The organism is Pectobacterium nicotianae, assembly GCF_023272715.1.
In the GTDB taxonomy this organism is placed as follows: domain Bacteria; phylum Pseudomonadota; class Gammaproteobacteria; order Enterobacterales; family Enterobacteriaceae; genus Pectobacterium; species Pectobacterium brasiliense.
The window spans coordinates 4,238,208-4,256,989 of record NZ_CP096821.1; the positions used below are offsets into that span (position 1 = coordinate 4,238,208).

22 protein-coding genes are annotated in these 18,782 nt (G+C 51.7%); 13 read left to right on the plus strand and 9 right to left on the minus strand.

What is annotated here, in order from left to right:
- Positions 1-10: 10 nt before the first annotated feature.
- The 10 genes from MYB54_RS18795 (at position 11) to MYB54_RS18840 (ending at position 7,226) form a co-directional block, all read left to right on the plus strand.
- On the plus strand, positions 11-1,312 hold the full coding sequence (locus MYB54_RS18795) for an MFS transporter (RefSeq protein WP_014914077.1): 1,302 nt from the start codon (positions 11-13) through the stop codon (positions 1,310-1,312).
- A 209-nt stretch (positions 1,313-1,521) separates the two neighbouring features.
- On the plus strand, positions 1,522-2,298 hold the full coding sequence (exuR, locus tag MYB54_RS18800) for a transcriptional regulator ExuR (RefSeq protein ID WP_010282953.1): 777 nt from the start codon (positions 1,522-1,524) through the stop codon (positions 2,296-2,298).
- 501 nt (positions 2,299-2,799) lie between these two features.
- The gene (locus MYB54_RS18805) at positions 2,800-3,483 is read left to right on the plus strand and encodes a DedA family protein (RefSeq protein WP_248721199.1); all 684 of its coding nucleotides are present in this window, start codon (positions 2,800-2,802) and stop codon (positions 3,481-3,483) included.
- Positions 3,484-3,485: 2 nt separating this feature from the next.
- Entirely contained in the window at positions 3,486-3,881 is a 396-nt protein-coding gene (gene mzrA, locus MYB54_RS18810; protein ID WP_039504343.1) for an EnvZ/OmpR regulon moderator MzrA, read from the plus strand.
- A 5-nt stretch (positions 3,882-3,886) separates the two neighbouring features.
- Entirely contained in the window at positions 3,887-4,276 is a 390-nt protein-coding gene (locus MYB54_RS18815; RefSeq protein ID WP_248721200.1) for a DUF1090 domain-containing protein, read from the plus strand.
- Positions 4,277-4,450: 174 nt separating this feature from the next.
- Positions 4,451-4,756, plus strand: a complete 306-nt coding sequence (locus tag MYB54_RS18820; protein ID WP_005971326.1) for an ElaB/YgaM/YqjD family protein — start codon at positions 4,451-4,453, stop codon at positions 4,754-4,756.
- A 13-nt stretch (positions 4,757-4,769) separates the two neighbouring features.
- Positions 4,770-5,165, plus strand: coding sequence for a phage holin family protein (locus MYB54_RS18825; protein ID WP_039282379.1), 396 nt, complete (start codon positions 4,770-4,772; stop codon positions 5,163-5,165).
- Positions 5,162-5,452 (plus strand): YqjK-like family protein, encoded by a 291-nt coding sequence (locus MYB54_RS18830; RefSeq protein ID WP_014914073.1) that lies wholly within the window; start codon positions 5,162-5,164, stop codon positions 5,450-5,452. Before MYB54_RS18825 ends, MYB54_RS18830 begins: the two co-directional genes overlap by 4 nt.
- 274 nt (positions 5,453-5,726) lie before the next feature.
- Positions 5,727-6,122 (plus strand): DoxX family protein, encoded by a 396-nt coding sequence (locus tag MYB54_RS18835; RefSeq protein ID WP_010282928.1) that lies wholly within the window; start codon positions 5,727-5,729, stop codon positions 6,120-6,122.
- Positions 6,123-6,230: 108 nt separating this feature from the next.
- The gene (locus MYB54_RS18840) at positions 6,231-7,226 is read left to right on the plus strand and encodes a glutathione S-transferase family protein (protein WP_039282382.1); all 996 of its coding nucleotides are present in this window, start codon (positions 6,231-6,233) and stop codon (positions 7,224-7,226) included.
- Positions 7,227-7,308: 82 nt separating this feature from the next.
- Here MYB54_RS18840 and MYB54_RS18845 read toward each other — a convergent pair whose 3' ends face one another.
- The gene (locus MYB54_RS18845; RefSeq protein ID WP_014914070.1) at positions 7,309-8,205 is read right to left on the minus strand and encodes a LysR family transcriptional regulator; all 897 of its coding nucleotides are present in this window, start codon (positions 8,203-8,205) and stop codon (positions 7,309-7,311) included.
- Between the two features lie 113 nt (positions 8,206-8,318).
- Between MYB54_RS18845 and MYB54_RS18850 the strand changes: the two genes are divergently transcribed.
- Together MYB54_RS18850 and zur are read left to right on the plus strand one after the other, a co-directional pair.
- On the plus strand, positions 8,319-9,017 hold the full coding sequence (locus MYB54_RS18850) for a pirin family protein (RefSeq protein WP_014914069.1): 699 nt from the start codon (positions 8,319-8,321) through the stop codon (positions 9,015-9,017).
- 147 nt (positions 9,018-9,164) lie between these two features.
- Positions 9,165-9,674: a zinc uptake transcriptional repressor Zur gene (gene zur, locus MYB54_RS18855; RefSeq protein ID WP_039496818.1), complete on the plus strand. Its 510-nt coding sequence runs from the start codon at positions 9,165-9,167 to the stop codon at positions 9,672-9,674.
- Positions 9,675-9,731: 57 nt separating this feature from the next.
- On the opposite strand, the gene MYB54_RS18860 is transcribed toward zur, so the two are convergent.
- From MYB54_RS18860 to MYB54_RS18870, 3 genes are all read right to left on the minus strand, one after another.
- On the minus strand, positions 9,732-9,941 hold the full coding sequence (locus MYB54_RS18860) for a CsbD family protein (protein ID WP_010298839.1): 210 nt from the start codon (positions 9,939-9,941) through the stop codon (positions 9,732-9,734).
- A 449-nt stretch (positions 9,942-10,390) separates the two neighbouring features.
- Positions 10,391-10,999, minus strand: coding sequence for a transcriptional repressor LexA (gene lexA / locus MYB54_RS18865; protein ID WP_010282910.1), 609 nt, complete (start codon positions 10,997-10,999; stop codon positions 10,391-10,393).
- 110 nt (positions 11,000-11,109) lie between these two features.
- Positions 11,110-11,475 (minus strand): diacylglycerol kinase, encoded by a 366-nt coding sequence (locus MYB54_RS18870; protein ID WP_039282393.1) that lies wholly within the window; start codon positions 11,473-11,475, stop codon positions 11,110-11,112.
- A 127-nt stretch (positions 11,476-11,602) separates the two neighbouring features.
- Here MYB54_RS18870 and plsB point away from each other — a divergent pair, with 127 nt between their 5' ends.
- The gene (gene plsB / locus MYB54_RS18875) at positions 11,603-14,098 is read left to right on the plus strand and encodes a glycerol-3-phosphate 1-O-acyltransferase PlsB (RefSeq protein ID WP_248721201.1); all 2,496 of its coding nucleotides are present in this window, start codon (positions 11,603-11,605) and stop codon (positions 14,096-14,098) included.
- Positions 14,099-14,237: 139 nt separating this feature from the next.
- Here plsB and ubiA read toward each other — a convergent pair whose 3' ends face one another.
- The 5 genes from ubiA to MYB54_RS18900 all read right to left on the minus strand — a co-directional run bounded on the left by ubiA (position 14,238) and on the right by MYB54_RS18900 (position 18,630).
- The gene (ubiA, locus tag MYB54_RS18880) at positions 14,238-15,101 is read right to left on the minus strand and encodes a 4-hydroxybenzoate octaprenyltransferase (protein ID WP_039548101.1); all 864 of its coding nucleotides are present in this window, start codon (positions 15,099-15,101) and stop codon (positions 14,238-14,240) included.
- Between the two features lie 34 nt (positions 15,102-15,135).
- Complete coding sequence (gene ubiC, locus MYB54_RS18885; protein WP_039282400.1) at positions 15,136-15,645, minus strand: chorismate lyase; 510 nt, start codon at positions 15,643-15,645, stop codon at positions 15,136-15,138.
- A 263-nt stretch (positions 15,646-15,908) separates the two neighbouring features.
- On the minus strand, positions 15,909-17,555 hold the full coding sequence (gene groL / locus MYB54_RS18890; protein WP_010282899.1) for a chaperonin GroEL: 1,647 nt from the start codon (positions 17,553-17,555) through the stop codon (positions 15,909-15,911).
- Between the two features lie 45 nt (positions 17,556-17,600).
- On the minus strand, positions 17,601-17,894 hold the full coding sequence (locus MYB54_RS18895) for a co-chaperone GroES (protein WP_005971295.1): 294 nt from the start codon (positions 17,892-17,894) through the stop codon (positions 17,601-17,603).
- Between the two features lie 253 nt (positions 17,895-18,147).
- Positions 18,148-18,630, minus strand: a complete 483-nt coding sequence (locus MYB54_RS18900) for an FxsA family protein (protein WP_010282891.1) — start codon at positions 18,628-18,630, stop codon at positions 18,148-18,150.
- Positions 18,631-18,782 lie beyond the last annotated feature (152 nt).

Here is an 18,782-nt window from a genome sequence, read left to right on the forward strand (position 1 = left end):
GAGAAAGTAAATGCGTAAAATCAAAGGATTACGCTGGTATATGATCGGCCTGGTGACCATTGGCACCGTGCTGGGATATCTGACGCGTAATGCAATTTCTGTCGCCGCACCGACGTTACAGGATCAGTTGCACATCACTACACAGCAATATTCTTACATCGTTGCTGCCTACTCAGCTTGTTATACCATTATGCAGCCCATCGCCGGCTATGTACTGGATTTGCTTGGCACAAAAATTGGCTATGCCATGTTCGCCATTCTGTGGGCCATCTTCTGTATGGGCACCGCGCTGGCAAATAGCTGGGGGGGTTTAGCGATCGCCCGTGGCGCGGTCGGTATGGCAGAAGCGGCCATGATCCCTGCTGGCCTGAAAGCCAGTAGCGAATGGTTCCCGGCAAAAGAACGCTCTGTTGCGGTAGGTTACTTCAACGTGGGGTCATCCATCGGCGCCATGATCGCGCCACCGCTGGTCGTGTGGGCGATAGTGGCACACAGTTGGGAAATGGCTTTCATCATTACCGGTGCGCTAAGCCTGATCTGGGCTATCTGCTGGCTTATCTTCTATAAGCATCCGAAAGATCAGAAGAAACTCAGCGACGAAGAGCGTGACTACATTCTTAGCGGGCAGGAAGCACAGCACCAAACCAATAACGCGAAGAAGATGTCCGCCTGGCAGATCCTGCGTAACCGTCAATTCTGGGGCATCGCGCTGCCGCGTTTTCTGGCTGAACCCGCCTGGGGAACGTTCAATGCGTGGATCCCGCTGTTCATGTTTAAAGCCTACGGCTTTAACCTGAAAGAAATCGCCATGTTCGCCTGGATGCCGATGCTGTTCGCCGATATCGGCTGCATTCTGGGTGGCTATCTGCCGATGCTGTTCCAGAAATATTTCAAAGTGAACCTGATCGTTTCCCGCAAGCTGGTGGTCACGATGGGCGCAGTACTGATGATCGCACCGGGCATGATCGGGCTGTTCTCCAGCCCTTACGTCGCCATCGCCCTGCTGTGCGTCGGTGGTTTCGCGCACCAGTCATTGTCCGGCGCGCTGATTACCCTGTCATCTGACGTATTTGGTCGTAATGAAGTGGCTACCGCGAACGGTTTAACCGGGATGGCGGCCTGGATGGCAAGTACCATGTTTGCGCTGGTTGTCGGTGCGCTGGCCGATACGCTGGGCTTCAGCCCGCTGTTTGCTGCACTGGCCGTCTTCGATCTGTTAGGGGCTGTCGTCATCTGGACGGTGTTGAAAAACCAACCCGCATCAGAAGTCGCCGCCACGGCGGAAACGTTGAAAGAAGCCAACCAGCACTGATAATTCCTGCATTATCCTGGCTCATCCGGTATGATCTGCGACTGGGTGAGCCACCTCCCTCCGATAACACACCGCGATAACTGTGACCACAACATTGGTTGCTGCTATGATTAAGTGGTATAACAAATCATCCCTGAAAGATTAACGAGATAGACACTCAGGCCCTGACGTGGCACATGGACCGTCATCTATCGAGAGTAGACATCATCATGGCACTCACTGAACCCCGCCGGCTATACCAGCAGTTAGCCGCAGAATTAAAACAACGCATTGAAAGCGGTATGTACCAGGTTGGCGAAAAATTACCGGCAGAACGCTATATTTCGGAAGAAATGAACGTCAGCCGCACCGTGGTACGTGAAGCGATTATTATGCTGGAAGTCGAAGGGTACGTTGAAGTACGCAAGGGTTCAGGCATTCACGTTATTTCCAACCAGCAGAAGAATCCGTTCATTAATAGCGGCGATAGTGAATTTGTCGCGGCGGGTCCATTTGAGCTGCTTCAGGCTCGCCAGCTTATTGAGAGCAACATTGCCGAATTTGCGGCCACGCAGGTGACCCGTCAGGACATCATCCAACTGATGGAGATTCAGGAATACGCGCGGCAAGAAGATCGCTTTCGTGATTCTCAGTGGGATCTCAAATTCCACGTTCAGGTCGCGCTGGCAACACAGAACTCTGCGATGGCAACCATCGTCGAGAAAATGTGGAGCCAACGGATTCATAATCCTTACTGGCGCAAACTGCATGAGCACATTGACGACAAGTCGATTGAAAGCTGGTGCGAAGAGCACGACCGCATCCTTAAGGCACTGATTCGCAAAGATCCTTACGCGGCCAAACTCGCGATGTGGCAACATCTGGAAAATACCAAACAGATGCTATTTCGTGCCACGACGGATGATTTCGAATTCAACGTCGACCGCTATATGTTCGCCGAGAATCCAGTCGTCCACCTCGACCAGATACACACGGGCAAGTCCTAAATAGGCATCCTCCCCCTTGTTTTGAGCGAAGGGGGAAAATTTTGCACCAAAGGGAAAAAGTCAGAAAACGTTGATTTCTGTCAGCGAGTGTAAAATATCGCAGAAATCCCCACTCTTCTTCGAAAAATCCCCCCAAACCGCCCCAGTTGTCGTAATATTTTTCTGTCTCAGTAACACCTATTTTGTTACAGTTAACGCGTCTTTCTTACGCTTAATCCGTCGCTTTGGATGCAAAGTCTGCCAAGACCAAACAATCCCCAGGCAGCCTGTTTATCGGGTTCGCAGCGAAAAGCGAGCATCAAGTCAGACGCCAGCTCCACTATCAGGCAGAAAAACAGAGATCATCAAAAAATCATAATCCTGTGCCCTGATATACCCTAAATACGTCGAGTTTCAGGCAACTTGACGTATGACGGGATTAGCACTGTATTCACTCTTATCATGTCCAGAAGCGTGATTGTCGCCAAGGCTAAAATGCAACAGCAGTATTAGGAATACCGGATGGAATTAATCAAAGAACTGTTAAACGCACTCTGGCATCAGGATTTCGATATTTTAGCCGACCCGAAGCTGGTATGGACCATCTACATATTACTGTTTCTGATTATCTTTCTGGAAAATGGCCTGCTCCCCGCCGCTTTCCTGCCCGGCGATAGCCTGCTCATTTTAGTCGGCGTCCTCGTTGCCAAGGGCACAATGAATTACCCTTTTACGATATTCCTCCTGACGACGGCCGCCAGCCTTGGCTGTTGGGCCAGCTATATTCAAGGGAGGTGGCTTGGCAATACGGGAGTGGTTCAGGGCTGGCTATCACATTTGCCCGCGCACTATCACCAGCGCGCTCACCAGCTCTTCCACCGTCATGGTTTGTCCGCACTCTTAGTTGGCCGTTTTTTGGCTTTTGTCAGAACGTTACTCCCTACCATCGCAGGCTTGTCTGGCCTGAATAACGCGCGCTTTCAGTTCTTTAACTGGATGAGCGGGTTCCTGTGGGTATTTATTCTGGTTACGCTGGGCTTCGCCTTAGGAAAAACAACGGTCTTCCTGAAATATGAAGACGAGCTGATGTTCTGCCTGATGATGTTGCCGCTGGTGCTGCTGTTTATCGGCCTGTTTGGATCGCTCTTTGTCCTGTGGCGTAAAAAACGTGACGCTAAAGCAGATAACACAGAAAAAGGGAGCTAACCGTGTCAATCAGCGGGTTATTCTCTAAGCTCTTCTCCAGGAAAGCAGGCCGTATACTGCTATTGCTTGCTCTACCGATGATTGCATTGACGCAGTCCCAGTCACTACGCCGCTCCCAGGACGATGCTATGCTACACATCAAGCCTTATGACGGTGCCGCGTTGCCAGATGGCTTTTACGTGTATCAGCGTCTCAACGAAAAAGGGATTGCGATCAAAAGCATTACGCCAGAGCAAGATAGCCTGATCGTCCGTCTGGCCTCGCCAGAACAGAGTATCGCTGCCAGAGATGTCCTACGTTTGTCTCTACCTAAAGTCACGATTACCGCGCAGCAAGTGACAACCCCGACACCGTTCTGGCAGCAGAAACTGACACAGAAACAATCCAAACTGGGGTAACGAAGATGAAACTATCTCCATCCATTATTGCCTTATCCGTCCTGCTTTCCGGCCATGCACTGGCGAATACCGCCAATCAGGTAGAGACCTGTCAGCAGAAAGCGCAAGAGATTCAGCGCCAAATCGATGAAGCGCGTAAGCACGGCAATCAGAATCGCATCAACGGGTTAGAGAAGGCATTGGACGGCGTGAAAACCCACTGCACGGATGCCGGATTAGCAGAGAAACGTCAGGAAGAAATTGCAGAAAAACGCAAAGACGTCGCTGAACGGCAGCAGGAACTGAACGAAAGCCGCCAGAAAGGGGATGACGCCGAGAAGACCCTCAAGCGCGAAAGAAAGCTGGCTGAAGCCGAGCAGGAATTGCGCGCCGCAGAACGTGGTACATCGCAATAGCCCATCACCACATTGCCCCTAAAAAACACACGACCACTGTTCATTTTGTATTCAAAAACCAAATCGCTAAAATTTACAGCGAGTTATCAGAATTGTCCGTACCGTTTAGGGCAGCATAAATCTCAGCTTAAGCTATAGTTAACGTTCAGGTTTATAACATGAAGGGTTATTAATATGGCTAAAGATCAAAATTCTGAGTACCTACGCGCCGAATTGAAATCACTGGCGGACACGCTGGAAGAAGTATTAAGCACCTCCAGCGATAAATCTAAAGCGGAACTCGACAAGCTGCGTAATAAGGCAGAAAGCGCGCTGAAAGAAACCCGCAGTCGCCTGAGCGATACCGGTGAGCGCATCGCCTCCCAAACCAAAGAAGCGGTTGAATCTGCGGACGATTATGTACGCCAGAATCCGTGGACCGGTGTCGGCATTGGCGCAGCAGTCGGTGTCGTGCTTGGCGTCCTGCTGTCTCGTCGCTAATTAGCGGATTGCTATGACGGATAAATCACAACAAGGCCCCGCAAGCGGGGTCATGGCTTCTGCTCAGCGCATCATCTCCATTATTGTCAGCATGGTGGAAAGCCGCGTTCGACTAGCCGTAATTGAATTAGAGGAAGAGAAAGCCAATCTGATTCAGTTGCTGATTATGGTCGGCCTGACGCTGCTTTTTGCCGCTTTTGGCATTATGAGCCTGATCGCGCTGATCATCTGGGGCATCGATCCACAATATCGCCTCTTTGCGCTGGGGTGTATTACCGCCACATTGCTCGGACTGGCGCTGATAGGCGGTATATGGACACTCGTGAAGGTACGTCGTTCCACCTTGCTCAAAGCGACGCGTAAGGAGCTGGCGACCGACAGATCGCTGCTGGAGGACGATCCCAAATGAACCAGCGTCAACAGCGAGACAGAGAAAAAACCCAGCTACTGCGCCAGATACAGCAGCAGCGGCTGGATTTATCAGCAGGCAAGAAGCACTGGCTGGATACCACCGCCCGTTATGATCGCGGCTGGCAAAGCCTGATGCAGTGGCGTAAATACTGGATCGTGGGTTCCAGCCTCGTGGCGCTCTATGGCGTGCGCCATCCCAGCCGCATGATTCGCTGGGGACGCCGCCTCGTCGGGCTGTGGGGCACAGTCAGACTCGTTCGCAAAACGTTTGAACCACGTCCGTAATCCTTCCTATCATCTCGGCTTATCTGCCTTATCTATAAGACATTTTTCATCTGACTTTTACCTAACGCGCTCATGTCATTACCGCGCGTTCTTGCACAATTCACTGAACATCAATTTTTCTGAAATAAAGCAACAATTATACTCGCTGGAAGCGCAAATCATCTCTCTATACTATCTGCCCATAACCTGATGGCGGGCCAAGTTTTCAGACCACACCTGCTACAACAAACAAAACAGGGCAATATAGCCCACAACAAAATTAATTGGAGAGATGATGAAAAATTTAGAAAGTACTGCACTGCTGGTTGCACGTATCTTAATGCCAATTCTGTTTATCGTTGCAGGTTACGGTAAGCTGGGTGATGCCTATGCAGGCACACAACAATATATGCAGGCGATGGGCGTGCCGTCCTTCCTGCTGCCGCTGACCATTCTGCTGGAACTGGGTGGTGGTCTGGCTGTTCTGTTCGGTCTGCTGACGCGTACCGTCGCGCTGTTCACTGCGGGCTTTACGCTGCTGACTGCACTGATTTTCCACTCTAACTTTGCGGAAGGCATGAACCAACTGATGTTCATGAAAAACCTGACCATCGCTGGCGGCTACCTCCTGCTGGCTGTAACAGGCCCAGGCGCATTTAGTATCGACCGCCTGCTGGGCAAAAAGTGGTAAGACGAGCCTTTTCCGGCCTGTACTACACTTAATAGTCGAATACCGAATGAGACGGCAAGCATACAAGGCTTGCCGTTGTTTTATCATCACTCACTAACGGGAGGATTTATGGGACAACTGGTTGACGGCGTATGGCACGATACCTGGTATGAAACCAAATCTACCGGCGGCCATTTTAAGCGTTCAGAGTCCGCATTCCGCAACTGGGTAACGCCCGATGGCGCACCCGGCCTCACCGGCAAAGGTGGCTTTCCTGCCCAGTCCGGCCGTTATCATCTCTATGTTTCGCTTGCCTGCCCGTGGGCGCACCGCACGCTGCTCATGCGACAGTTGAAAGGGTTAGAAGATCACATCGCCGTTTCGGTGGTTCATCCACTCATGCTCGATCATGGCTGGACGTTCGGTACCGATTTTGAAGCCGCGACGGGTGACTCACTCTATCAGCACGAATTCCTCTACCAGCTCTACCTGCACGCCATGCCAGACTACAGCGGTCGGGTGACCGTACCTGTCCTGTGGGATACTGAGCAGCACACCATTGTCAGTAACGAATCTGCCGATATCATCCGCATGCTGAATAGCGCTTTTGATGGCGTGGGAGCAACGGCGGGAGATTATTACCCAGAAGCGCTACGCGCTCAGATTGACGAATTGAACGGCTGGATTTACGACAAGGTCAATAACGGTGTGTACAAAGCTGGTTTTGCGACAAGCCAGTCAGCCTATGATGAATCTGCTACGGCCGTTTTCACCGCGCTCTCCGATCTGGAAAGCATTCTGGCAAAACAGCGCTATCTGACAGGTGAACAGTTAACCGAAGCCGACCTGCGGCTGTGGACGACGTTGATCCGTTTCGATCCGGTCTATCACACGCATTTTAAATGCGATAAATATCGCCTGAGCGATTATCCAAATCTGTTCGGTTTTCTGCGTGATATTTATCAGATGCCCGGCATCGCCGATACCGTCGATATGGCGCACATTCGTCACCACTACTATCGTAGCCACGGCACGATTAATCCGCATGGCGTGATTTCGCTGGGTCCAGAACAAGATCTGAACCAACCTCACCAGCGCGATAAGACGTTTGTCGATTTATACTAGGGTTGTTGTCGATTTTCGCTGAGCAGTAGTGAAATAGAGCGGCAAGGTGCGGAACCACACCTTGCCGCGAAAAGCGCGGGATTTAGGGCTGGTTCAGCAGTTTCGGAATTTCACGCAGGAACCAGGACTTTGCCTCGCCCATGCTGTCTCGCCGCCAGGCCATAATGATCTGGCTTTCCATCTGATGCTCAGGCCCAATCACCAGCAAACGCCCTTCGGCAATATCTTGTGCAACCATCGGGTAAGGCATAGTCGCGACGCCTAATCCCGCCAGCAGCGCACGCCGTTTATCATCCAGCGAACTCACCGTCAGACGTTGCTGTTTATCCAACAGCTGCACGGTCAGTACCGGGCGTTCGCGCGCGGTATCTGCCACCGCAATCCCACGGTATTTTACCCGAGTTGCATCCGACAGCGGTTCAGGCTCCTGATGAATCGGATGATCTGGGCTGGCGACATAAACGTTATTCATCGTATACAGCTTGCGGGTATTCATTTCGGAAGACGCGCGAAAATGCATGTCTGGCGCAATCACAATATCGGCACGCCCTTGCTCAAGACGCTCCCACGCCCCCGCCAGCACTTCCGTCAGAATCGATACCTGCGTATTGGCTTTGAGCGCCAGTTTATCGATTAACGGGAAAATTCGCTGAGTCGGAATCAGCGCTTCCGTCACAATCGTCAGATGCGTTTCCCAACCGCGCGCCAGCGCTTCTGCGTCCGTCGTGAGCTTATCTGCAGCTTCCAGCAGGATACGTCCGCGTTCCAGCAGCATCCGCCCGACATTCGTGAATTTAGTACGATGCCCGGAACGATCGAACAGCACCACATCTAACTCTTCTTCCAGTTTCTGCATGGTATAACTCAGTGCCGAAGGCACCCTACCCAGCTCGTCTGCCGCAGCGGCAAAGCTGCCACGGCGATCGATCGCATCCATCACCCTCAAAGCTTCCAGCGTCAATGCTCGTTCTTTCGCCATCTTCGTACTCATTCAGGAATTTTGAACATACCCACCAGATTAACTAGCTAACAATCCAACGTCCACACAATTACTATCAGTTCAATAAATAATTCTCTGGGGGGATAACAATTATGATCACACGAAGAGCAGCGGGGCAATGCGGCCAGGCCGACTATGGCTGGTTGCAGGCGCGCTATACCTTTTCTTTTGGTCACTATTTTGACCCACAGCTGCTGGGCTACGCGTCTCTGCGCGTGCTCAATCAGGAAGTATTGGCACCGGGGGCATCATTCCAGCCACGAACCTACCCACGGGTTGATATTCTGAACATTATTCTTCAGGGCGAAGCAGAATACCGCGACAGCAACGGCGGCCACATTCAGGCCAAAGCCGGAGATGTGCTGCTGCTCTCTACGCAGCCAAACGTCAGCTATAGCGAACATAATACCAACGCCAACAAACCGCTGACGCGGCTGCAATTATGGCTGAATGCCTGCCAGACCCGCGAGAACAGCCCGTTGCAGCGCATGGGGTTGAGTTCAGTGAACCATACGCTGCTTGCCTCACCGGAAGGTGAACACAATAGCCTGCAACTGCGCCAGCAGGTTTGGGTTCACCATGTCGACCTCCAGCAGAATGAGCAAAGCACAATCGCGCTACAGGGGAATCAGGCCTACCTCCAGCTGATTCACGGTTCAATGGCGGTAAAAGGCAATCAGAACAGTGAAACACTGCACTGTGGCGACGGAGCCTTCATTAAGGAAGAAACGGCGTTGACGCTACAGGCAGAGTCGCCTTTGCGGGCACTGCTCATCGATCTGGTCGTGTAACGCTTCTGTCCGTTGTTTTTGCAGGGGCTTCTGTTCGTTGTTTTTACAGGAAGTGGTTTTCGCAGGAAAACGCCGCCAGTTCGGCGTTTTTATTCAGTCGTGGTAAGATATCCGTCTTGTTCCTCAATGCGTCAGGGTGATATGACAATGGATTCAACCAAACAGGACAAACTTCTTGCCCAGGCTGAACAGATTTGTCAGCAGCGCGCTGTGCGTCTCACGCCGCAGCGGTTAGAGGTTTTACGCCTTATGGCACAGCAGTCCGGTGCTATCAGTGCTTATGACCTGCTGGATCTGCTGCGCGTTTCTGAACCTCAGGCGAAACCGCCGACCGTCTATCGCGCGCTGGATTTTCTGCTGGAACAAGGTTTCATTCATCGCGTCGAATCCAACAACAGCTATGTGCTGTGTCACCATATCGAAGACCACAGCCACACGTCCGCCCTTTTCATCTGCGACCGCTGTGGGCAAGTCACAGAACGTCAAACCGAAGGCGTGGAAGAAACGCTGCGTAGTCTGGCTCAACAGTCGGGATTTACGCTGCGTCACAGCGTGGTGGAAGCACACGGGTTGTGCGGAGGCTGTCAGGAAGTTGCATCATGCAAGCAGCCGGATCATTGCGATCACGACCATAGTGTTCCGATTAAAAAACGATAGCCCAAGGGCTATCGTTTTTTCTGTGGAGAGAGACATCACCTTTGTTACCCGTGATAGCTACCAGTGATATTTGTGGTGCTCTTCCCAGTGTTTCACTTCTTTCTCTGCCGCTTCTTTTGCGTACCCGTAGCGTTCCTGGATTCTCCCCACCAGTTGGTCACGTTTACCTTCGATGACCGTCAGATCGTCATCCGTTAATTTGCCCCATTGCTCTTTCGCTTTACCTTTAAACTGTTTCCAGTTACCGCTGGCTTGGTCTTTATTCATAAGAATCTCCGTACCTTAGGTGCATTGCGCATAAACGAATCGTGACTAACGACTCATGCGTCAGTTTCAGATAAATAGTTTTATTCAGTAAGCAGCATCATAACTATGTGAACCATGACGGTGCTCTTCGCCACTGTTTCCCTTGATTACCGGGCTATCTAAATGTGATGGCTAATGATCAATCGACAAACGATCAATCAAGATAAAAATGCTTACCTTGATAAAAATTATAGTCGAATATTTCACTTAACATGAAATATCAGGAATCTGTGACTGGAATGAACGTTAAGAAAGGGAAGATCACCGAAAAAAGCAGTGAAAAAACAGAAGGATAATGGGGATCATAGAAAACGCGCGCGAAATGTAACTAAATATATATGGTTAGCAGATTAACAGACTGAACATGATGCACTGACCCAGACGGACGAGCAGTGCATCTCTGCGAATGGTTAGCTCCAGTCGCTGTTACGAATCACGCCAACCGCCAAGCCTTCTATCGAAAAGCTTTGCTGACGTAGATCGACAACAATCGGGGCAAACTCTTCATTTTCAGCGAGGAGGTGTACCGTATTGCCCTGCTTTTTCAAGCGCTTCACCGTCACTTCATCGTCAATACGCGCGACGACAATCTGACCGTTACGCACATCTTCTGTTTTATGCACGGCCAGTAAATCGCCATCCATAATACCGATATCTTTCATCGACATGCCGCTCACCCGCAGCAAAAAATCAGCGCTGGGTTTGAACATCGCAGGGTCAACCTGATAGTGACACTCGATATGTTCCTGTGCCAGCAGCGGTTCACCTGCGGCCACGCGACCAACCAGAGGAATACCTGTCTCTTCTTCCATCAGTAGACGAATACCACGAGACGCGCCCGATACAATCTCAATCACGCCTTTGCGCGCCAGCGCTTTAAGATGTTCTTCAGCCGCATTGGGAGAGCGAAACCCCAGCTGTTGAGCAATTTCCGCGCGCGTTGGCGGCATTCCGGTCTGCGCAATATGATCGCGGATCAGGTCATAAACCTGCTGCTGCCTTGCTGTTAATACTTTCATTCCGCCCCCTGGTTGTTTATACAGTCTTGCTGTGAGTATATACAGGTAAGCCACAATTGGGAATGGAGATATCGGTAAAGCTCCTGACTTTTACTCATTTATGCGCGCCGTCAGGCAAAATGTTGCCAGAGGATGCTGCCCCAGACGACAGCGGCTAACAAGATGGCAACAAAGACAGCCGCCGAGCCAATATCTTTCGCCCGACCGGATAATTCGTGGTGCTCGAGACCAATGCGATCGACCACGGCTTCAATGGCGCTATTGGCCAGCTCAAACAGCATAATCAGTACCACAGACCCAATCAGCAGCAGTTTTTCGACCAGCGTAACCGGCAGTAAACACGCGATAATGACGCCGACAAGGGTCAGTATCGTTTCCTGACGAAATGCCGCCTCATGCTGCCACGCCTGCTTCAGCCCCTTAAAGGAATAACCGGTCGCCTTAATAATCCGGGTCATCCCCGTTGCTTTATTCATTTATCCTCCTCTATTTATGCAAAATAGTTCGCATTTTAACGCGCTTACGTTGTCTCATCACCACAGATCTCCGGCGCAGTTTCTGGTATCCTTGCGGCGCATTGCTAACAAGAGGCTCCATGTTGTTATGTCAGGTTGGCGTAAAATTTACTATAAATTATTGAATCTCCCACTGAAACTGCTGGTGAAGAGCAAAGTTATTCCCGCAGATCCGGTGGTCGAGCTGGGGTTAGACCCCTCACGTCCTATACTCTATGTTCTGCCTTATAACTCTCAGGCGGATCTCTTGACGCTACGAGCGAAATGCCTGGCATTGGGGCTACCCGATCCCTCGCAGTCGTTCGAATTCAATGGCGTCGAACTGCCTAGCCACGTCTTTATCAATGACGGGCCGCGCGTCTTCCGCTATTACGTTCCCAAACAGAAATCCGTCAAGCTGTTCCACGACTACCTGGATTTGCATCGTGCCAATCCAGATTTAGACGTACAGATGGTGCCGGTTTCTGTGATGTTTGGGCGTTCTCCGGGTCGGGAAGGCCACGCTCAGGCCGCACCACACCTGCGCTTGCTCAACGGTATCGAGAAATTCTTCGCCGTCCTGTGGCTAGGCCGCGACAGCTTTGTCCGCTTCTCCAGCCCGGTATCGCTACGCTATATGGCGACCGAGCATGGTACTGACAAAACCATAGCCCACAAACTGGCGCGTGTCGCACGTATGCACTTCTCCCGCCAACGTTTGGCGGCAGTTGGACCACGTTTACCGGTGCGTCAGGAGCTATTTAACAAGCTGCTGGATTCCAAAGCGATCAAGAAAGCCGTGGACGACGAGGCGCGCAGTAAGAAGATTTCTACTGAGAAAGCGCAGCAGAACGCTATTGCGCTGATGGAAGAAATCGCCGCTGACTTCTCCTACGAAGCCGTGCGTCTATCGGATCGCGTATTAAGCTGGACGTGGAACCGCCTTTATCAGGGGATTAACGTCCACAACGCCGAACGCGTTCGCCAGTTGGCGCAGGATGGTCACGGCATTGTCTACGTGCCCTGCCACCGCAGCCACATGGATTATCTGCTGCTATCCTACGTCCTGTACCATCAAGGCTTAGTGCCGCCGCATATCGCCGCCGGCATCAACCTGAATTTCTGGCCAGCAGGGCCGATCTTCCGCCGTCTTGGCGCGTTCTTTATTCGCCGTACCTTCAAAGGCAACAAACTGTATTCCACGATTTTCCGTGAATATCTGGGTGAGCTGTTTGCCCGCGGTTATTCGGTTGAATACTTCATGGAAGGCGGACGTTCACGCACAGGCCGTCTGTTAGAGCCGAAAACCGGTACGCTGGCGATGACCATTCAGGCCATGCTGAGAGGCGGTACACGCCCTATCACGCTGGTACCGATTTATGTCGGTTACGAGCATGTGATGGAAGTCGGCACCTATGCGAAAGAGCTGCGCGGTGCAGTGAAGGAAAAAGAAGGCTTTATGCAGATGGTGCGCGGTTTACGCAAACTGCGTAATCTCGGCCAGGGATACGTGAACTTCGGTGAACCTCTCCCGCTGACAACCTATCTGAACCAGCATGTTCCGCAATGGCGTGACGCGATTGATCCGATTGAAGCACAGCGCCCGAGCTGGCTAACGCCGACGGTGCAGGATATCTCTATGGATATCATGGTGCGCATCAACAATTCTGCGGCAGCAAATGCGATGAACCTGTGCTCTACGGCCTTGTTAGCCTCGCGCCAGCGCTCGCTGACGCGTGAACAAATGCACGAACAGCTGGATTGCTACCTCCAGCTGCTGCGCCAGGTGCCTTATCACAAAGATATTACGGCACCGAAGAAGACAGCGGATGAACTGCTGGAACACGCGCTGGGCATGAACAAGTTTGAAGTCGAGAAGGATAGCATTGGCGATATCATCATTCTGCCGCGCGAGCAGGCGGTACTGATGACGTACTACCGCAATAACATCCAGCACCTGTTGGTCTTGCCGTCGCTGATCGCCAGCATCGTCATCCACCATCGCCGGATTACGCTTGCCGAAGTAGTACGGCAAATCGCGCTGATCTATCCGCTGCTGCAAGCTGAGCTGTTCCTGCACTATTCCAAAGAGCAGTTGCCGGACGTGCTGGAGACGTTGGCTAATGAACTGATTCGACAAGAGCTACTGTGCAGCCGTGACGGTCAATTAGCCATCAATCCGCCGCGCATCCGTACGCTGCAACTGCTGTCAGCAGGCGTGCGTGAAACGCTGCAACGCTATGCAATCACGCTGTCTTTACTGTGTGCGAACCCAGGGATCAACCGTGGAACGCTGGAGAAAGAAAGCCGGAACATGGCGCAGCGTCTGTCCGTCCTGCACGGTATCAACGCGCCGGAATTCTTTGATAAAGCGGTGTTCTCAACGCTGGTCGCGACCTTACGTACAGAAGGATATATCACCGACAGTGCGGAAGCGGCACAAGGCGATATCGTGGCAATCTACAATATCCTCGGCGATCTGATCACCCCGGAAGTGCGGTTGACTATCGAAAGCGCCAGCTCATCCGCTGAAATGGAAGCCGCCAGTCAGGTGGAAACCAATAGTCAGCCGGTAGAAAAGCTCGAAGAGACAAAGCAGGATTAACCGGACAATCACGGGAAAATGGCGGACGACGCGCCGCCATCAAGCCGTGAATACGTTTGGCATGACAAGCACTTCTGAGCATTCCATCATAAAAAAAGCAGCGAGAAATCGCTGCTTTTTTTGTCTCTGTCGGTTAGCCCTATAGGCCAAACAGTACGCCAATGAATATCGCCATACCCGCGTATTTATTATTGTGAAAGGCTTTGAAACAGGCATCACGCTCGCGCCCAGCGGTCAGGGTTTGCTGGTAAACAAACATCCCCGCAGCCACCAGCAGCGAAATAGTGTATGGCATTCCTAATCCGGTGGTGATGCCCAACGCCAGCAGCAACGCCAGCATACTGAACTGCAGCAACCCAATGATAATATTGTCAAACCGGCCAAATAGGATCGCGGTAGATTTCACGCCGATCTTCAGGTCGTCATCACGATCCACCATCGCATATTGGGTATCGTAGGCGACCGTCCAGCAAATATACGCGACAAACATCATCCAGCAGCTCGCTGGCAGGCTTTCACTCACCGCCGCGTAAGCCATCGGGATTGACCAGCCAAACGCCGCGCCCAGCACAAACTGAGGAAGATGGCTGACCCGTTTCATGAACGGGTAGACCCACGCCAGAACCAGCCCCGCAACGGACAGCCAGATCGTCATCTTATTCAGCGTCAGCACCAGGCCAAACGCCAACAAGACCAGCACGACAAACAGCACCTTGGCCGCTCGTTCGCTCACCTCACCGCTGGGCAATGGGCGAGAAGCGGTACGTTTTACATGGCCGTCAAAATGGCGATCGGCATAATCATTGATGACGCAGCCCGCCGCACGCATCAAGAAAACGCCAGCGACAAAAACAAACAGCGTCCACGGTGCAGGTGCCCCGCCTCCCGCTAGCCACAGCGCCCATAGCGTTGGCCACAGCAGCAACAGAGAACCTATCGGTTTATCAATTCGCATCAAGCGACAATAAGCCAGCCATTTCCCTGCTGTAACACTTCTTTCCAAGGATTTATCTCCTCAAATTACCTGCCAACCTTCATCACCGGCTGAAATAAATCGGTGATTCCGGTAAGAAAAGCTCGGTCAACAGTAACGGATAACCCGAGACACACAGACGGGAACGCCGCGCCCATAAGCCTTCACTGCATCCGGTATGAATATAGTCACGCGTCAGCGCCTTTTGCCCAAACAAGTAACGGCCTAGCGGCTGATTGCCTATTTTCGTCAGGGCTGAATCCGTGCCGTCGAGCGTCTGTTGCGGAACAATGGTACGGCCAAAAAGCCAGGGACGATCGTCACCATACAGCACCACTTCACGCAGCCAGTAACGTTCACTGTACGGCAGCTGTTCGCGTTCTTCGCCCAGCGCCTGTGGCGTAATGAATTTCTCACTGCACAGGATGGTCTTCAGTTGGGCACAATATTTTTCAAGTCGCCGCGTCATGGAGCCGGTTTCCATCAGCCAGTCACCAATGTGCTCAGGTAATACCGAAGGGGGCTCAGTAAACCAGGAAATAGAGCGCAGAAGCGTAGACGCATCGTCAGACATTGTCCCTACTCCGAACAGGGTTGTTTTGAATAAAAAGGTATTCGTAAATAAAGTAACTTCGCCATTGTAGCGCAGAATGCTTCCCCCGATAACACGCGATAAACGCATTCATCAACGATACGGCAACATTTCAGCAATGCAGTGCATAAAAAAAGCACCACCCAGTCTCGCGACCAGATAGTGCTCTTTGAAGGACAGAAAGACGAGCTTCTGTAACCTGACTCCTGTCACCAGAAAATGGCTTCCGGCAACAAGGTGTCACATTACATCATGCCGCCCATACCACCCATGCCGCCCATACCACCAGCGCCACCTAAGTCAGGTGCATCGCTTTTCGGCAGGTCGGTAACCATACATTCGGTGGTGATCATCAGACCAGCAACGGAAGCCGCGAACTGCAGCGCAGAACGGGTGACTTTGGTTGGATCCAGGATACCGAAGTCGATCATGTTGCCGTATTCTTCAGTTGCTGCGTTGTAACCGTAGTTACCTTCGCCTGCTTTAACGCTGTTCGCAACCACAGATGGCTCTTCGCCAGCGTTGGAAACGATCTGACGCAGTGGAGCTTCCATCGCGCGCAGCGCAACTTTGATACCCACGTTCTGGTCTTCGTTTTGAGCAGTCAGAGAAGCCAGTTTAGCTGCAACGCGAACCAGCGCAACACCACCACCCGCAACCACGCCTTCTTCTACCGCGGCGCGAGTCGCAGCCAGAGCATCTTCAACGCGTGCTTTCTTCTCTTTCATTTCAACTTCAGTTGCTGCGCCAACTTTGATAACGGCTACGCCGCCAGCCAGTTTAGCCACACGCTCCTGCAGTTTTTCTTTGTCGTAATCAGACGTTGCTTCTTCAACCTGCTGACGGATCTGAGCAACACGGCCCTGGATCGCAGCTTCTTCACCCGTACCATCGATGATGGTAGTGGTGTCTTTGTTGATCACAACGCGTTTTGCCTGACCCAGATCTTCCAGCGTCGCTTTTTCCAGCTCCAGACCGATCTCTTCAGAGATAACAGTACCGCCAGTCAGCGTCGCGATATCTTGCAGCATTGCTTTACGACGGTCGCCGAAGCCCGGCGCTTTCACCGCAGCAACTTTCACGATGCCACGCATGGTGTTAACCACCAGCGTTGCCAGCGCTTCGCCTTCAACATCTTCAGCAACGATAACCAGCGGTTTGCCGGCTTTCGCTACCGCTTCCAGTACTGGCAGCATTTCGCGGATGTTGGAGATTTTTTTGTCAGCCAGCAGAATGAACGGGCTTTCCAGTTCTACAGCACCGGTTTCCGGCTTGTTGATGAAGTACGGAGACAGGTAGCCACGGTCGAACTGCATACCTTCAACCACGTCCAGCTCGTCTTGCAGACCGGTACCTTCTTCAACGGTGATCACACCTTCTTTACCGACTTTGTCCATAGCTTCGGCAATCATTTTGCCTACGGTTTCGTCGGAGTTAGCAGAGATGGTACCAACCTGAGCGATAGCTTTAGAGTCAGAGCACGGTACAGACAGTGCTTTCAGCTCTTCAACAGCGGCGATAACGGCTTTATCGATACCGCGCTTCAGATCCATCGGGTTCATGCCCGCTGCAACAGCTTTCAGGCCTTCAGTGATGATAGCCTGCGCCAATACGGTTGCGGTCGTGGTGCCGTCGCCTGCTGCGTCATTCGCTTTAGAGGCAACTTCTTTCACCATCTGTGCGCCCATGTTCTCGAACTTGTCTTCCAGCTCGATTTCACGCGCAACAGATACGCCGTCTTTAGTAATGGTCGGTGCACCGAAGGATTTATCCAACACGACATTACGGCCTTTCGGGCCCAGGGTAACCTTCACTGCATCAGCCAGTACATTTACGCCGCGCAGCATTTTCACGCGAGCGTCATTACCGAATTTTACGTCTTTAGCTGCCATGGTCTATTTCCCTCAAATTCTTTCAGTTCAGATGATTACGCGCAATTACGCTTCAACAATTGCCAGAATGTCGCTTTCAGACATGATCAACACTTCTTCGTTATCAATCTTCTCTGCTTTCACGCCATAGCCATCATTGAAAATAACGATGTCGCCAACTTTCACATCCAGCGGCTTCACTTCGCCATTTTCCAGGATACGTCCGTGACCTACGGCCAGAACTTCACCGCGGGTAGATTTACCAGCAGCGGAACCAGTCAGTACGATACCGCCAGCAGATTTTGACTCAACTTCTTTGCGCTTGACGATCACGCGGTCATGCAATGGACGAATATTCATTGATAGCTCTCCTTTGAGAAAGTCCATATCGGTTTAGGATAAACGCCGACTATGTCTTCATAACAACTATGTTTCATAACGATTATGCTTTTCATAATCGGCCTTGTGGTGTTCTAAGTGGGGGCGTTTCACCACCCTTCAAGGGAAAAAATTCATTTTTTTTGCGTTAGGCGTCTGCCTGTCGCTGAATTCTGATAAAAAATAAGGATTATCAATATGATAATCCTTATCTGCTTTTCAGTTCGTCTTGACGTTAACGGTTGTCACTATCGTCACGGTGTTCAATATTTGCGCGCCCACCATCCTTGCGCTGATATTCACCTTCAAAGGTGTTACCGCCGGAAGACGACGCACCAGGGCCAGCTCCGGGACCAGAACGCCAGACATGCAAGTGGGGCATCAGTTTGAGCGTCAGCCTTTTTTGCACCGGCGGCAGCAGTAACAACAACCCCAAAAAGTCAGTCAGGAAGCCCGGAATCAGGAGCAGGAAGCCCGCCAGCACCAGTGAAACGCTTTTTACCATCTCGGCCGCCGGGCTTTCACCTGCCGCCATTTTCTGCTGCATCTGCACCAGCGTTTTCATCCCCTGATTACGCACCAGCGAGACGCCCACGCAGGACGTGAAGACAACCAGCAACAGCGTCATGGCGACGCCAAGCACCTCAGCCACCTGAATAAACAGCGATATCTCGATGTAAGCCAAAAGAAAAATAAGTAATAACGGTAACCAGCGCACCCGGTACTCCTGTGTGTTTTACGCGTACTGTTTTAATAAAAACGTCTGTTAATCAGAACGTGTTAAGCCATCGCTATTGAAAACCCAGTACGCTTTACCACCCATCGGATTTACTACCAATGGATTAGGTAAAATGCGCGCCTGCTCTGCGA

Bases quoted from the DNA above. Each gene is read 5' to 3' on its own strand.
- groL (WP_010282899.1), bottom strand. From the start codon at position 17,555: ATGGCAGCTAAAGACGTAAAATTCGGTAATGACGCTCGCGTGAAAATG.
- MYB54_RS18895 (WP_005971295.1), bottom strand. From the start codon at position 17,894: ATGAATATTCGTCCATTGCATGACCGCGTGATCGTCAAGCGCAAAGAA.
- MYB54_RS18860 (WP_010298839.1), bottom strand. From the start codon at position 9,941: ATGAATAAAGACCAAGCCAGCGGTAACTGGAAACAGTTTAAAGGTAAA.
- MYB54_RS18835 (WP_010282928.1), top strand. From the start codon at position 5,727: ATGAAAAATTTAGAAAGTACTGCACTGCTGGTTGCACGTATCTTAATG.
- MYB54_RS18825 (WP_039282379.1), top strand. From the start codon at position 4,770: ATGACGGATAAATCACAACAAGGCCCCGCAAGCGGGGTCATGGCTTCT.
- plsB (WP_248721201.1), top strand. From the start codon at position 11,603: ATGTCAGGTTGGCGTAAAATTTACTATAAATTATTGAATCTCCCACTG.
- MYB54_RS18815 (WP_248721200.1), top strand. From the start codon at position 3,887: ATGAAACTATCTCCATCCATTATTGCCTTATCCGTCCTGCTTTCCGGC.
- MYB54_RS18850 (WP_014914069.1), top strand. From the start codon at position 8,319: ATGATCACACGAAGAGCAGCGGGGCAATGCGGCCAGGCCGACTATGGC.
- lexA (WP_010282910.1), bottom strand. From the start codon at position 10,999: ATGAAAGTATTAACAGCAAGGCAGCAGCAGGTTTATGACCTGATCCGC.
- MYB54_RS18870 (WP_039282393.1), bottom strand. From the start codon at position 11,475: ATGAATAAAGCAACGGGGATGACCCGGATTATTAAGGCGACCGGTTAT.
- MYB54_RS18830 (WP_014914073.1), top strand. From the start codon at position 5,162: ATGAACCAGCGTCAACAGCGAGACAGAGAAAAAACCCAGCTACTGCGC.
- MYB54_RS18795 (WP_014914077.1), top strand. From the start codon at position 11: ATGCGTAAAATCAAAGGATTACGCTGGTATATGATCGGCCTGGTGACC.
- MYB54_RS18805 (WP_248721199.1), top strand. From the start codon at position 2,800: ATGGAATTAATCAAAGAACTGTTAAACGCACTCTGGCATCAGGATTTC.
- MYB54_RS18840 (WP_039282382.1), top strand. From the start codon at position 6,231: ATGGGACAACTGGTTGACGGCGTATGGCACGATACCTGGTATGAAACC.
- MYB54_RS18845 (WP_014914070.1), bottom strand. From the start codon at position 8,205: ATGGCGAAAGAACGAGCATTGACGCTGGAAGCTTTGAGGGTGATGGAT.
- exuR (WP_010282953.1), top strand. From the start codon at position 1,522: ATGGCACTCACTGAACCCCGCCGGCTATACCAGCAGTTAGCCGCAGAA.
- MYB54_RS18820 (WP_005971326.1), top strand. From the start codon at position 4,451: ATGGCTAAAGATCAAAATTCTGAGTACCTACGCGCCGAATTGAAATCA.
- zur (WP_039496818.1), top strand. From the start codon at position 9,165: ATGGATTCAACCAAACAGGACAAACTTCTTGCCCAGGCTGAACAGATT.
- ubiC (WP_039282400.1), bottom strand. From the start codon at position 15,645: ATGTCTGACGATGCGTCTACGCTTCTGCGCTCTATTTCCTGGTTTACT.